The organism is Vibrio sp. Vb1755 (assembly GCF_033338635.1).
Classification (GTDB): domain Bacteria; phylum Pseudomonadota; class Gammaproteobacteria; order Enterobacterales; family Vibrionaceae; genus Vibrio; species Vibrio alginolyticus.
This window is the reverse complement of the sequence record NZ_JAWOTA010000001.1, coordinates 381285-395851: the sequence shown is the minus strand read 5'-3', so window position 1 is coordinate 395851 and position 14567 is coordinate 381285. Positions and strand designations below refer to the sequence as shown.

The window sequence follows — 14567 nt, the reverse complement described above, 5'->3', positions numbered from 1 at the left end:
TATCAACAACTTGAGAAAGCACTTAAGTTAACCCATTGCGCAAACCTTTGCGTCATATCTTAAAAATTAAAACGCATCACCTCTCAAATCTGCCTAAAACTCAATCACCTAATACTAAGATGCCCTGCTAATTCGTAAAAAAGTACTCAAAAAAATCGACCAATTTTCTCAAAAATGCATGAAATCTAATTAAACTCGATAGAGCTCTTGGGTGATAGCGGTACGAAGAGTGCTAACGACATCACTTGCCAAAAGACCAATTTGACCATGCTGACTCACGTTTATATCGGCAGCATGACTGTGAAGTACCACACCTAAACGTGCGGCAACAGAAATTGGTAAACCTTTGGCTAGTAATGCACCAATGACTCCAGATAACACATCTCCCATTCCCCCCGTCGCCATTCCGGCGTTACCCGCTAGACAGACGTACATTCTCGTTCCATCGTAAACAAGCGTCCCCGCGCCTTTTAAAACCACTACACCGCCATAACGCTCTTGCAGTTGTCTTGCAGCAGAGTATCGGTCACTTTCTATTTGTTGAATGGTTACATTTAGTAGTCGAGCTGCCTCTCCAGGATGCGGCGTGATCACTCGATGGTTGTCGCACACCAGAGTGCTATCGCATCGCTGGCTCAGCATCGCTAGAATATTGAGGCCATCAGCATCAACAACTTTAGGTTTCTGCTCTTGAGCCAGATATTGATAGGCTTGATAAGCCCACTCATCATCTCCAAAGCCAGGACCAAACACGAATACATCAGCCCAGCGAATGCGTTTAGTTAAGTCGTTCTCAGTATCCCTGAGTAAGTCAGCGGTGATGCTCTGGCTCATTACTTCTGGGCAACCAACCTGCAGTGGAATAAGGCTACTCGTGTGAGTAATTGCGGCAGTTAAACCCGCTCCGGCTCTAATCGCAGCGGAGGAACATAAACGAATCGCTCCAGACATCCCTTGGTTGCCACCAACACAAAGCAACTTCCCGTTGTCACCTTTATGGACCGTTGGATTTGGCTTGGGCATTAATCTTGAAACAACCTGATGATCAATACCTAATGCACTTTCTACTTCGATAGTATCAAACTTAGTATTGACGCCTAAACCACAAAAGTAGAGCTCGCCAACTCGATCTCTCGCTTGTCCAGTGCATAAGCCTTGCTTAACCCCAATGAAGGTTACAGTATGCTCGGCACGAATAGCATCACCTAAAACTGCACCTGTATTAGCACACAGACCAGAAGGAACGTCGACTGCAATCACAGGGGTATGAATTTGATTAATTTGGTCAATATAGCGACGATACTCCGAACGAACCTCACCGCTTAAACCAGTGCCTAACATGGCATCGATGATCACATCTGCTTCTAGCAATGCGGTATTCCATTCATCCCAATCATTGTTAACACCGTCGATTGACTGCCAGTCTTGGTATGCGCGCAAAGCATCACCTTTTAGCACAGATACATCACCAATTTGGAAAACATGTACATTGAGTTGAGCTTGTTTCGCAAGAGATGCAAATACGTAACCATCGCCACCGTTATTCCCTTTACCGCAAATCACTAAGATATTTTTTGATTTAGGATACAGATGTAAAAAGCGCTCATACACGGCCATACCAGCGCGTTGCATTAAGCTATACATAGAAACACCAGCCATTTGCGCAGCCAGTGTTTCACCGTTTTTTACTTGCTCTGCGGTGTAGAGTTTTAGGGCGAGATTAAAGTCCATGTTCACGTTCTACGCATTGGGAAACACAGTTATAAGTATACAAAAAAGCCAAGGCGGACCTTGGCTTTTGAGAAAGTTTTTTATCGCTATTGATTCTGAGACATCAGAGCTTCAGCCGTCGCGTCTTGTATAGACAAAAACAACGAGTTGATTTTTCCAGTCGGTGTGCGCATTGGGTTCAACGTAACATTCTGGTACATAAACTCCGCTTGCTGCGTGACTGGTCGAACATTGCGACAGCAGAATAAGTAAGGTCGTTGTCGCCATGTGATGAAGCTGCGGCAGCCTAGGTCATACACTGGTTTTGTTTTTAATTTAAACCACTCCTTTGGGATTTCAGGGAAGATATCAAATATAGAACGACCAATCGCATCATGAGACTGCAAACCACTGTGATGAGTCATAAACCCATTCCAGACCTGTACATTGTAATCTCGATCAATGACCACTAAGCCCATGTCGACGTTTTGTACCATATCCACCATCCAATGGAATTGTTCAAACTCTGCTGGCATATTCAACATTAGAACTCCTCCATTAGATAAGACAGTTTGTTATCAAGCAGCGGCAAGGATTCATCCACAAACATAAACAACAAGTCACAACGAATCGACGTCCCTTCAATGTTGTAGCTCACTTCGAATGTCATCGTGCGGCTGAATGCTCCAGTTGTAGATTCAATGATCGAGTCAATTGAGATATGCTGACCAAGGAGTACTGGTGGACTTTGGAAGAATCGGACTTCAGACTGCTCGCCTAAACCATTTAAGAACGACCCCACCAAAATATTAGAAATATCCATTAGCAGCTCAAGCTCTTCTAGCTCTTCGCTGTCTGCTGGTACTTTCATCAACTTTTTGAGATCAGATACGCTTGAATCACTCAAAATCACTAGCGCTTCGCCAGCAATACCTTCGCCACAAAACCCCTGACAAACACCCGATACGTTGTCATGCGACGCCAAGTCGCGTAGGGCCATGTGAAGTTCGCTCACTTCAAAGATATTGACGTTCGGCAGAGGTAGTTGCACAAACACATCAAAGTGACGCGCCAACGCATCGGCTGCTCGACCAATTGAAACGTTAGCCACTTCCATGTAAATATCGCGACGACGTAAAATCGGTAACTCAATAGAGACAGGCGTGATAATTTGAGGACGAGGTTCTGGCTCGACCAACTCTTTAAGCGCCTTCTTGAGTTCATCTTTGGCGATCGGTTTTTGAATAAACGCTTTTGCACCCAGTGCGAACACGCGCTCTTTCGCTTTAGGTTGGATATCCCCCGACACCACAACCACCGGAGTTTTATCCCCCAACCGTTGCATGTGCTCTAGTGTTTCAAAGCCATCCATTTCTGGCATGGTCAAATCAAGAAACATCAATTTAAACTCGTTTTTTTTGAGTTCTTCTAGCGCGTTTTTTCCGTGGATAGCAAACGTAATATCGGCATTCAATGTGGCTGGTAGTGATCTCGCCATCTGTTTGCGTGCTAACGCTGAATCATCACAGATGAGTACGGGAAAAGACATTCAATCACCTTTTTATATTCCACAATCTGCGCCGGAGTCTAACAGATTGTTACAGCATGTAATACGAGAAAACTGACGAGTTTCTTATTTCTTTATTATTCAATAAGCATACGCAATATGAATGAATGAGTGAACAAAATGACTAAAAAGCAAGCATCACATTCGCTGTTTAGTGACATAAAACAAACATGGGTAAAACTCCTCCACCCAAAGTAAGCAAAAAGTTGCAGCTAACATCCAAAGCCCATTTTTGCTCGAATTTCATTCTTTCCATTTCCATAATGGGTAAACAGTAACGCGCTAAAACTAAAAAGGCACCCTGCTAGAGGATGCCTTTAATAATAATTTCATCGATAAGATATCAATTCTATGGCACACCATGGCCTTTAGAAGCCACCCATACGCGATACCATTGCTCTCGAGTAAGTTCGATGTTCAATGCATTAACTGCAGTTTGCACACGCTCGATTTTACCAGAACCAATGATTGGAATAGGGTTAGATGGCAAACGACGTACCCAGGCATAAATTACTTGATCAATACTCGCTGCGCCCACTTCTTCACGAATTGCTTCTAATTCGTTACGGACACGAACAGCTTGCTCAATGTCACCACTAAAAATTGAACCACCACCGAGGCAAGACCAAGCCATTGGTCGCGTGCGCAACATTTGCATTTGATCAAGCGTTCCATCGTGAGCAACCTCAAAGTTAAGTGGGTTGATTTCCACTTGGTTAGTAACCAACGGCTTACCTAAGCGAGATTGCAGCAGTTCAAACTGGCGTGGAGTGAAGTTAGACACGCCAAAGTGCTTCACTTTACCGACTTTATGAAGCTCAGAAAATGCTTCTGCAACCTCGTCTGCATCCATTAACACGTCAGGACGATGAATTAAAAGTACGTCGATTTCATCCACATTCAAACGTTCTAGCGAGTTATTCACCGATTGGTAGATATGTGCTGAGCTCGTGTCGTAGTGATTGATCTTACGCTCTGGCGTTTTATCGCCACACAAATTGATGTCGCATTTCGTCACGATCTGAATTTGCTCACGAACACTCTTGTCTAAAGCTAACGCTTCACCAAACAACGCCTCACACTCGTAATTACCGTAGATGTCGGCGTGATCGACTGTCGTAATGCCTAACTCAATGTGTTGCTTAAGAAATGACAAACGCTCTTGAGCCGTCATTCCCCACTCAACTGCACGCCAATATCCTTGAACCAGCTCTGAGAACTCTGGGCCTTTTGGTGCAGTTACTACTTTTGCAACCATGGGTTTTCTCCTTCAATTGATCTGCATTCATCGTAGTCTTGTTTTCGTACCGGCTCAACGGGTAAACTTTCGCAATTCGAACTGGAGTACGAAATATGTCTTTTGCCCAACGCCTAGCCACCCTGATCGGAGAAGAAAGCATCAGCGGGTTCGCTCGACGCGTCGATGTGTCTGAAGCTTTAATACGCAAATACCTTAAAGGCAGTGAACCTAGCCTAACTAAAGCAAATCAAATTGCAATGCGCGCCAATTGCTCTCTCGAATGGTTAGCAACGGGATGTGGTTATTTATATCGCCGTGCTGAAGTCGTGGATATGGATGCGTACAAACTTGCCTTTCAACACGTTATGAATCAGCCGTTGTCGGACGATGCAGAAGAGCTACACCGCAAGCTAATCGCAGGCTATCAATACCTGCGCGCTCACAAAAAATCGGATGGATTTTTGGACGAGTCTGCAATGGCGACCTTCCTATCTCTCCATAAAGAATCTAAAAACGAGTCACTTTGACCTCGATAATTTCGCCATCACTGCGCAATTGCACATTTAAGGACGGTGATGGCGTCAGAAACTCGTCCGGTTTTACCCAAAGCAAACTTCGAATCGCTTCTTGCGGATAGCGGTTTATCAACAAGATAACTTCTTTATCGACAAGTTCGGAAGATTTCTTTTCCAGAGCTTCAACGACATCATAGTGTTCTTGTCCGATAGTAACTCTGCGTAAAACTAACCCATCCTTTCTTAAGTTGAGAAGTAAGTCATTCAGACGCTGCCACTCGTATTCAGTGAGAAACGAGAACTGAGCACTTTCTCTTCTCAAAATCACTTCACCATACAAGTGCTGCTGGTAGTACGAAAAATCATCCAAACAAAATGCGCTGATAAACGTTGAGTTGTCTCGCAACTGCACTTCGCAACCATACCAGCTTCCACTTTTTTCTATACGTTCTTTTAGATTGGAATATGGCATTGCTGACAACGTGTCTTGCCACCAGCTCGGCGTTGAAAGTGCCGGAAACGTTACCGAACAACAACATAAAGAAAGTAAGAGTCGAAGATAAAAGCGCATGCACTGCTCTAGTTGGTTGACATCGAACCAAGACATTACTAACTGCAAGAAAATGTTCAAGAGAAAAATAGTGGCAGGTGGTGATGAAAGTTATAACGCAGAAATTAAGAAGGCGCACATGTGCGTGCGCCTCTACCTCGTTACTCAATCGTGAGTGTGCGAATCGGCGATGTCTATTGATGCATCCCGAACATAAAACGAGGACTTACCGTAGGGTTTGAATCCATCCAAATTGTGTGTAAAACCTCACATCCCTCCTTCTGAAGCAGTCATGTTGCTTTACATTTAAAGCATGGTTCATTTTTCTCAAAAAACAAGTTTTTTATCCTAAATTATGAGAGCAATAGCACAATCTGAGTGAATGAATAATATCGCGACACTTCGAACACTCAATAGTGAAAAGCTAAATTGCATCTTTATTGATTAGGTCTAGACTCTGCGAAGCGTATACTTTCTTTCGTCCCTTCCCCCCAGCAACAGGAGAGCTTTTTAATGACCAAACGCGAGAGAATTGTGAAATCTGTGTTGGCGCACGTCCCGAAAGATGCGATTAACCAGTTTGTCTCTCGAGGGTCAACACCATTTTCTGTTCTCATTATGGCCGCCATTGTGGGTACGTTGGCTGGTTTTGTCGGTACGTATTTCGAGCTTGCCGTTCATTTCGTTTCTGAAACACGAACAGAATGGTTAAGAAGCGAAATTGGTAATGTTCTACCGTTGTGGCTGGCAGCGGTTCTCATTAGCGCACTTTTAGCTTTTATTGGCTATTTTCTTGTGCACCGCTTTGCGCCAGAAGCGGCAGGCTCTGGTATTCCTGAAATCGAAGGGGCAATGGATAGTATTCGTCCAGTGCGCTGGTGGCGCGTGCTACCAGTAAAATTCTTCGGCGGCATGGGCGCACTTGGCTCAGGTATGGTGCTGGGTCGTGAAGGCCCAACCGTTCAAATGGGTGGTGCTGTAGGTCGAATGGTGACCGATATATTCCGGGTAAAGGATGACGATACCCGCCACTCCCTGCTCGCGTCTGGTGCTGCTGGTGGTTTGGCTGCGGCCTTTAATGCCCCGCTCGCAGGCATTATGTTCGTTGTGGAGGAAATGCGACCTCAGTTTCGCTACTCTTTGATCTCAATTCGCGCAGTGATCATTTCTGCCATTATGGCGAACATAGTGTTTCGCGCCATCAACGGGCAAGACGCCGTTATCACTATGCCGCAATACCAGTCGCCAGAGCTTCAAACCCTATGGCTGTTTTTATTGCTTGGCGCATTGTTTGGCGTGTTTGGCGTGATCTTCAATAAACTGATTACCGTGGCGCAAGACAGTTTTGTCGCAATTCACAAAAACGATCGTAAGCGCTACTTGATTGTGGGTTCGTTACTGGGAGGCGTGTTTGGCTTGCTTCTTTTGTACGTCCCCCAACTAACTGGTGGTGGTATCGGCCTTATTCCTGACATTACTAACGGTAACTACTCGGTATCTATTTTAGTTTTGCTTTTCTTTGGTCGTGTAATTACAACCCTGCTCTGTTTTGGTTCTGGTGCGCCGGGAGGCATCTTTGCACCTATGCTTGCTCTGGGAACCTTATTTGGTTATGCGTTCGGAGCAAGTGCTGATGTCTTGCTCCCTGCGCTTGATATCGAGCCTGGTGTATTTGCGATTGCGGGCATGGGTGCCCTGTTTGCTGCAACGGTACGTGCACCGATTACTGGTATTCTGTTAGTGATTGAAATGACGAATAACTACTACTTAATCCTGCCATTGATCATTACTTGTTTGGGCGCTGTGATTATTGCTCAATTGTTGGGTGGACAACCTATTTACAGCCAGCTGCTGCATCGCACAATCAAAAACGAAAAGTTACGCCAACAGGATCTACCGGAGAATCAATCAACATAACATTCTCTTTGTTATCACTTCGCTCCAGACTATCGAAGGGTTTGGAGCGATAAACGCTGCATTTTTGCATCTTTTCCCAAATATTCGATACCAAACTCACAAAATTATCATTCTCTGATATTTGCTCACCACCTTTCATGAGAAACCCCTCTCCATACTTGTTAGTATTCGCTACTTAAATAGAGCATTTCATCCAAATCGTCATGTTTTGTTTCATTCAGGCAAAAATCAAATGGAGTAGATTTGAACTGGAGAAGACTTGTGCAGTTTTATAGTGTCCCGCCGTCTCAAGCCGCGTTGGCACTAGGTATGATAGGTTTAGGGCAAGCTTGGGCACTCTATGTTCCTGAGATTGGTGAACCGATACGCCCATTTTTGGCGTCACTCGGCGCACTTTTACTCGCCCCTGTACTCATAAAATATGCCGCTAATCCACGATTATTCATGGTCGACATTCGTCACCCGCTGAGTGGTAGTTTAATGGCACCAATGAGTATGGCGTTACTGATCCTTGCAGATTATCTTGCCGCTGTAGCGCCTATCATCGCTTATCCACTTTGGTTTATGGCGCTTTTGCTGCATTTTACTATGATGGTGCTGTTTTTTAGCTTTCAGCTAATGAACTTCAAAATGTCCAATATCGTACCGAGTTGGTTTCTTTATCCGGTGGGGCTGATCAGTAGTTCACTAGCCGGTTCTCAACTAGGTCACAACTTATTCTCCGAAACGCTAGCGATGATGTGCATCGGCATTTATTTCTTCATGCTGCCACTCGTGTTGTATCGTTTGGTGTTTTTCGGCTCTCTACCAAGGCGAGCAAGACCGACCCTCGCGATTATGGCCGCGCCGGTAAACTTATCATTAGCAGCATACTTGGTGAACTTTCCCTTACCTGATCCGATACTAACAGGCGCATTGGCAGGGATCGCCATCACTATGACTTTATTGATCTACTTATGTTACTTCCGCTTACTTCGCTTGAAGTTTCAACCTTCTATCGCGGCAGTAACCTTTCCTTCCGTGATCAGCGCTATCGCAATGCATCGCTTAACCTCTTTTTTTGCCGAATCGCACCCTCACTGGCACTGGCTACACGACTTTGGTTTTCTAGAGCTCAGTATCGCGACTGTATTGGTTGTTTGGGTATCGGCAGGTTACGTCAAAATGTATTGGCCAGAAATCATGAAGTCATTTTCTAAACAAGCATAAAAAAAGGATGGCGTTTGCCATCCTCTTAGAAACTTGCTTAGTTACCTAGCGTAAACCGTGCAGAAATTCGGCACGCGTTGCTGGGTTGCTCTTGAAGATGCCACCCAATGCAGTTGTTGTCGTTTCGCTGGTTGCATCCATCACACCGCGAGATTTCACGCAGTAGTGTGTTGCGTCAATCGTCACTGCCACATCATCGGACTCAAGCAGCGTTTGAAGTGCAACAAGAATTTGCTGAGTCATACGCTCTTGTACTTGTGGACGCTGAGCAAAGAAGCGAACGATACGGTTGATCTTTGATAAGCCAATGATCTTGCCACGTGGAATGTAAGCCACAGCGGCCTTGCCATCAATGGTCACAAGGTGGTGTTCACAAGTACTGGTTACGGTGATGTCCTTCACGCGAACCATCTCGCTCACGTTCATCTTGTTCTCAATCACTGTGATTTTAGGAAAGTTGGAGTAATCCAGACCAGAGAAGATTTCGTCAACGTACATCTTAGCAATGCGGTGAGGGGTTTCTTCTAGGCTATCGTCAGTGAGGTCAAGTTGAAGTAGACCTAAAATCTCACGCATGTGGTGTTCGATCTTCTCTTTCTTCTCTTCACGACTTACGTTGTTTGGACGCATTGGCGTTTCCAAACCGCGTTGCTCTAGCGCTTCTTTTACTAACTTCGCTGACTCGCTAAGACCTGACATTCCACTTCCTCTTTTGTTTTACTTCAGCCTTCGTACAAACCCAATCAAAATTGCATTCATACTTTTCGCTTTGAGTTGCTCAGTTCGTGTCTTTACACCAAGTCACATCAGATGAAGGTACTGAGCTGATTTTCTTGAGCTCCGCAGGTTTTTTACCCCTTTTGGATGGCTGACAAGGATACTCGGATTTTTGAATAATTACACCCATATTTTATAGGTGGACATTCTTACTCAGTCCCCTTTTATGGTAAAGTTGCCACAAAACAAAAGAACACAGGATTTTCTCAATGGGCTGCTGCGACGCACCTGGCTTGATGCCAATTGAAGAAGCGATGGACAAAATGTTATCGCGAATCAAACCTATCCAAACAACGCTTTCTCTTCCACTTGCTGAAGCACTCGGTTTTGTACTGGCAGAAGATATCTTGTCTCCTATCCACGTACCGCCATTCGACAACTCAGCAATGGATGGCTACGCTATTCGCATTCAAGATCTTGAGTCATCTTCTGTATTGCCTCTGGCAGGTAAATCATTTGCAGGACAACCTTTTGAAGGTGAATGGCCTCAAGGTACCTGTGTTCGCATCATGACTGGCGCAAAAATCCCACAGGGTTGTGATGCCGTTATCATGCAAGAAAACACTGAAGTGACAGATGATGACATTCAGTTCAACCAAACCGACGTGAAGCCACAAAACAACATCCGCCCAACAGGTGACGACATCAAGCAAGGCGACATCGTACTGGCAAAAGGTGCACGTTTGACACCTCGCGATATTCCGATGATTGCGTCTCTTGGTATAAGCCATGTGACAGTAGTACGTAAGCCAAAAGTTGCGTTCTTCTCTACTGGTGATGAACTTAAACCACTGGGCGAGCCGCTAGACGAAGGTCAGATCTACGACAGCAACCGCTACGGTATTAAACCACTTATCGAGAACTTCGGTTGTGAAGCCGTTGATCTTGGCATCATTCCAGATTGCCCAGAGACTCTAAAAGCAACCTTTGAACAAGCGCAAACATTGGCAGATGTGGTTGTGACCTCCGGCGGTGTCAGTGTGGGCGAAGCGGATTACACCAAAGACATTCTTGAAGAGCTTGGTGAAATCGGTTTCTGGAAGCTAGCAATCAAGCCGGGTAAACCTTTCGCGTTTGGTAAGCTAAGCACTGCTTGGTTCTGTGGGCTGCCGGGTAACCCTGTTTCTGCGGTTCTTACTATGTACGTGCTTGTTCAACCAATGCTGGCAAAACTTGCAGGCCATACAGAATGGAAAGCACCCGAATCTATTCCAGCGACAACCAAAACCGCCTTTAAGAAAGCGCCAGGTCGTACCGATTACCAACGTGGTATCTATACATTGGAAGATGGCAAGTTTGTCGTTGAAACAACCGGTAACCAAAGCTCTGGTGCATTCCGCTCAATGAGCCTAGCGAACTGTTTTGTTGTATTAGAACGTGAACGCGGCCGAGTTGAAGTGGGCGAAACGGTTCAGATTCAACTATTCAACTCAACCCTTTACTAGGAAGACGTTGTGGACATTCTTTCCGATCAGGAAATGTTGCGTTACAACCGCCAAATCATTCTTCGTCAGTTTGACTTTGAAGGACAAGAAGCACTCAAACAAGCATCGGTATTGATGCTTGGTGCTGGCGGTTTAGGCTGCGCATCAAGCCAATATTTGGCGACTGCTGGTGTCGGTAAAATCACGCTGATTGATGATGATACCGTCGAGTTGTCTAACCTTCAGCGCCAAGTGCTGCACCACGATGCGGATATTGGTCGTAAGAAGGTAGACTCGGCGGCCGATGCACTGCGTGAGCTTAACCCGCACATTATCGTAGATACCATCGCAAAACGTCTTGATGATACCGCGTTAGAGAGCCTGATTAAGCAGCACACTATTGTTGTCGATGCATCAGATAACGTCGATACGCGCAATCAACTTAACCGCCTATGTTTTGCGACCAAAACACCGCTAATTTCAGGCGCGGCCATTCGTATGGAAGGCCAAGTGAGTGTGTTTACTTACGACGACCCAACGCAACCATGTTACCAGTGCTTAAGTGCCCTCTTCGGCAGCGGTGCGTTAAGTTGTGTCGAAGCCGGAGTCATGGCGCCTGTTGTAGGTATTGTTGGCGCAGTACAAGCGATGGAAGCGATCAAAGTTATTGCTGATTACGGCCAACCAATGAAAGGTAAAATTCTGATTTTGGACGCGCTCAGCATGTCTTGGCGAGAAATGAATCTGATGAAAATGCCCAACTGTCCGGTTTGTAGTTAGTTCTAAACCTCTAATCATTCCCAAAAAGCCCAACTCGATGTTGGGCTTTTTCTCATTTTGACAATCAGATTTACAACCCTTCTTCTTACAAATATTAAATCAATAAAATTCAACAACTTAAAACTTGGCACATTCCTTTCATTGCATATATCACGAACCAATGAGAGGGCGAATTATGAAAAGGACATCACTACTACTTGGGTCTCTAATAGCGAGCGCTTACGCACAAGCGGCGCCATTTGATACGTGCCCAAGCCAAGCATACCTGTTCCAATCAACCCCGGTTCAAATCTATGGCGTCAATTTGGTTACAGGCTCTACGACTCTTTTAGAGGACGACACAGGTTTGGCTTCGGGCATCAACGGTGTAGGCTTTAACTTCACTGACCGTTATATCTACGGCTACGACACCACAAACAAAAAGATTGTTCGTCTTGGTAAAGACTTCCAAGCAGAGACGCTTGATGTTTCGGGCCTTCCTACCGACCACACGTTTTACGTAGGTGACGTTTACAACCACGTCTACTACTTGTACCGCAAAGGCAAAGGACTTTTCTCCATTGACCTTTCTCCGCTCGATTCTGATCCAAATGCGACATTGAGCATCGTGAAAATTAGCTCAACAGCGACAGTGAACCTAACCGACTTTGCATTCCACCCAGGCGACGGCTCCCTTTACGGCATCGACAATAACTCTGGAGTGCTATACCAGTTCAACCCATCGAATGGTAATACGACTGCGATAGGTGACACTGGCGAGCTAGGCACATTTGGTGCTGGCTACTTCGATGTAAACGGCAACTACTACGTGTCACGCAACCAAGACGGCAAAATCTATCGTGTTGACCTTTCGGAAGGTAACGCAGCCAATATCGCAGCAGGTATCGTTCCTGCGGTTGAGTTTGTATCCAACGGTCCAAGCTCAAGCCAAAATGATGGAGCACGTTGTGCAAATGCTCCAGTGATTGACGAAGACGAGCCAATTGATTTTGGTGATGCTCCAGACAGCTACCACACCACGCTTGCGTCAAACGGTCCTCGCCATGAGGTGGACGGTGTAACTTGGCTTGGTTCAGTCGCTCCAGATGGTGATGCCGACGGTCAAGCAAACGACAACTCTGTTGGCACAGCTGATGAAGATGGTGTTGGTTTTGTATCCGCACTTGACCCAGGCTTAAGTTCAATTGTGAATGTGACGGCTTCCACTTCTGGCTACCTATCAGCATGGTTTGACTGGAACCGCGATGGTGACTTTGATGATGAAGGCGAACAAGTCTTTACTGACGAATTACTGTCTGCGGGTAATAATCCCCTACCGTTTGTAGTTTCAACCGCTGCAACGGAAGGGTCTAGCTGGAGCCGATTCCGCTTTAGCCAACAAACCGGATTAAACTACGATGGTGGTTCGACGTCTGGTGAGGTGGAAGATTACCCAATTACCATCACTGGTAATGGTTACTCAGTGGAGTATTTCCCGAGTGCAGAAGATTACGCCACCGTGGCTTACGAAGATAACTGGCCATACACCGCAGACTACGACATGAACGATGTGGTCGTGAAATTCCGCATCACTGAAACCAGTCTTGCTGGTCATGTTGAGAATATCCAGATTACAGGTGACCTAGCGGCCTACGGCGCAAGTTACAAAAATGGCTTCGCAATCCGACTACCGGGTGTATTGAGAAGCTCGATTGAAAACGGATTAACAACGCTATCCTTCAATGGTGTAGAACAAGCATCTAATGGTTTGGAAAGTATTTCTGATGAAGCAATTTTCATCATCAGTGAAGACTTAAGCACACACGCGGCTAGCAGCTGTAGCTACTTCCGTACCGAGTCTGGCTGTGATGATAACGTTTCACTCACCTTTACCTTGAATGTGTACTTCACCGAAGGCTCTGACCGTTCAGCCATTCAAGCCATGCCATACGACCCGTTCATCTTCGCAACGCCGGGGACTTACCATGGCGACGGGATTACCTTCCAACCAGGTCGTAAATGGGAAGTTCACTTAGCAGACCAAGCACCAACAGAACAGTTTGATGACCAAAACCTCTTCGGTGTCGGCGTCGATGCCAGTGACCCTGCACAAGGTGTGTACTTCAAAACAGCAAACAACTTACCTTGGGCACTGTTGATAGTAGAGGATTGGGATTGGCCGCTAGAGCGTGTAGACATGGTCGATGCATACCCTCAATTCCAAACTTGGGCTGAGTCTGGTGGCGAACTAAGCACAGATTGGCACACCTCTCCAACACCTAACAAATGCTACATTCCATAGGGAGATAACATTATGAAAGCACTTATCACAATCATCATGGGATTAGCACTAATGGCTTGTGGCGGAGGCGGCGGTGGTGGTAACAGTACACCACCTCCACCAACCCAAACCACGGTGCCAGAGGAAGATACTACCCAGCAGGAAGAAACTACTGAAGAAGAGACAACGGTAACAGTGGAAGATGCAACCATGCATGATCTAGTAGTACCAGATGGCTTTAGCTACAACCCAGTGACGGAAGGTACGCTCAATGTAGACATCAGTGGTTTCTCTTCACAACGAGCACACCTAAGCGTGTACAAAGAGTTTGTCGAGAACAGTTCAGGTAACTACGATGCAAAATACCCAAGCAAAGTCGCATCGGTTCCACTCAACAATGGTACAGCAAATGTCGACTTTAATGTTTCTGATAGCCAAGGTAGCCTACTTGTTGAAATTTGGTTCTATGACGGTAGTGACCCAATTCAGAAAGTGATTACTTCTGGAGACAACACTTGGACCATGTAACTAGATAGATTGAAGGCATAGCGAAAGCGCCCCTTCATCATAAATCTTCAATCTCAAGCTTAAAAATCGCATCGTTCTTTTGAACATGCG

General features: G+C 45.6%; 13 protein-coding genes. 7 read left to right on the top strand and 6 right to left on the bottom strand.

The window, feature by feature from the left end:
• Window positions 1-189 precede the first annotated feature (189 nt).
• From R7E00_RS01850 to R7E00_RS01835, 4 genes are all read right to left on the bottom strand, one after another.
• Window positions 190-1731, bottom strand: coding sequence for a bifunctional ADP-dependent NAD(P)H-hydrate dehydratase/NAD(P)H-hydrate epimerase (locus tag R7E00_RS01850; protein WP_017819911.1), 1542 nt, complete (start codon window positions 1729-1731; stop codon window positions 190-192).
• An 86-nt stretch (window positions 1732-1817) separates the two neighbouring features.
• A complete protein-coding gene (locus R7E00_RS01845; protein WP_262606143.1) occupies window positions 1818-2255 on the bottom strand; it encodes a PAS domain-containing protein in 438 nt (145 codons plus the stop codon).
• Window positions 2255-3259, bottom strand: a complete 1005-nt coding sequence (locus tag R7E00_RS01840; RefSeq protein ID WP_262606144.1) for a response regulator — start codon at window positions 3257-3259, stop codon at window positions 2255-2257. Before R7E00_RS01840 ends, R7E00_RS01845 begins: the two co-directional genes overlap by 1 nt.
• Before the next feature lie 367 nt (window positions 3260-3626).
• A complete protein-coding gene (locus R7E00_RS01835; protein ID WP_262606145.1) occupies window positions 3627-4535 on the bottom strand; it encodes an aldo/keto reductase family oxidoreductase in 909 nt (302 codons plus the stop codon).
• A 95-nt stretch (window positions 4536-4630) separates the two neighbouring features.
• Between R7E00_RS01835 and R7E00_RS01830 the strand changes: the two genes are divergently transcribed.
• The gene (locus R7E00_RS01830) at window positions 4631-5044 is read left to right on the top strand and encodes a helix-turn-helix domain-containing protein (RefSeq protein ID WP_005387686.1); all 414 of its coding nucleotides are present in this window, start codon (window positions 4631-4633) and stop codon (window positions 5042-5044) included.
• Here R7E00_RS01830 and R7E00_RS01825 read toward each other — a convergent pair.
• Window positions 5025-5639, bottom strand: coding sequence for a hypothetical protein (locus R7E00_RS01825; protein ID WP_262606146.1), 615 nt, complete (start codon window positions 5637-5639; stop codon window positions 5025-5027). The genes R7E00_RS01830 and R7E00_RS01825 overlap by 20 nt on opposite strands.
• 456 nt (window positions 5640-6095) lie before the next feature.
• Here R7E00_RS01825 and clcA point away from each other — a divergent pair, with 456 nt between their 5' ends.
• Both clcA and R7E00_RS01815 read left to right on the top strand, forming a co-directional pair.
• Complete coding sequence (clcA, locus tag R7E00_RS01820) at window positions 6096-7499, top strand: H(+)/Cl(-) exchange transporter ClcA (protein WP_186585438.1); 1404 nt, start codon at window positions 6096-6098, stop codon at window positions 7497-7499.
• 261 nt (window positions 7500-7760) lie between these two features.
• Window positions 7761-8708, top strand: coding sequence for a TDT family transporter (locus tag R7E00_RS01815; protein WP_005373475.1), 948 nt, complete (start codon window positions 7761-7763; stop codon window positions 8706-8708).
• Window positions 8709-8753: 45 nt separating this feature from the next.
• Here the strand turns inward: R7E00_RS01815 and folE are convergent, their stop codons facing one another.
• Window positions 8754-9407, bottom strand: coding sequence for a GTP cyclohydrolase I FolE (gene folE, locus R7E00_RS01810; RefSeq protein WP_005373478.1), 654 nt, complete (start codon window positions 9405-9407; stop codon window positions 8754-8756).
• A 287-nt stretch (window positions 9408-9694) separates the two neighbouring features.
• On the opposite strand from folE, the gene moeA reads away from it, so the two are divergent.
• The 4 genes from moeA to R7E00_RS01790 all read left to right on the top strand — a co-directional run bounded on the left by moeA (window position 9695) and on the right by R7E00_RS01790 (window position 14477).
• Window positions 9695-10930, top strand: a complete 1236-nt coding sequence (gene moeA / locus R7E00_RS01805) for a molybdopterin molybdotransferase MoeA (protein ID WP_262606147.1) — start codon at window positions 9695-9697, stop codon at window positions 10928-10930.
• A 9-nt stretch (window positions 10931-10939) separates the two neighbouring features.
• Entirely contained in the window at window positions 10940-11689 is a 750-nt protein-coding gene (gene moeB, locus R7E00_RS01800) for a molybdopterin-synthase adenylyltransferase MoeB (RefSeq protein WP_158173417.1), read from the top strand.
• Between the two features lie 175 nt (window positions 11690-11864).
• Window positions 11865-13970, top strand: a complete 2106-nt coding sequence (locus R7E00_RS01795; protein WP_262606148.1) for an LruC domain-containing protein — start codon at window positions 11865-11867, stop codon at window positions 13968-13970.
• 12 nt (window positions 13971-13982) lie between these two features.
• Window positions 13983-14477 carry a hypothetical protein gene (locus tag R7E00_RS01790; protein ID WP_169629067.1) on the top strand — a complete coding sequence of 165 codons (495 nt, stop codon included), beginning with the start codon at window positions 13983-13985 and terminating at the stop codon, window positions 14475-14477.
• The last annotated feature ends 90 nt before the right edge of the window (window positions 14478-14567 follow it).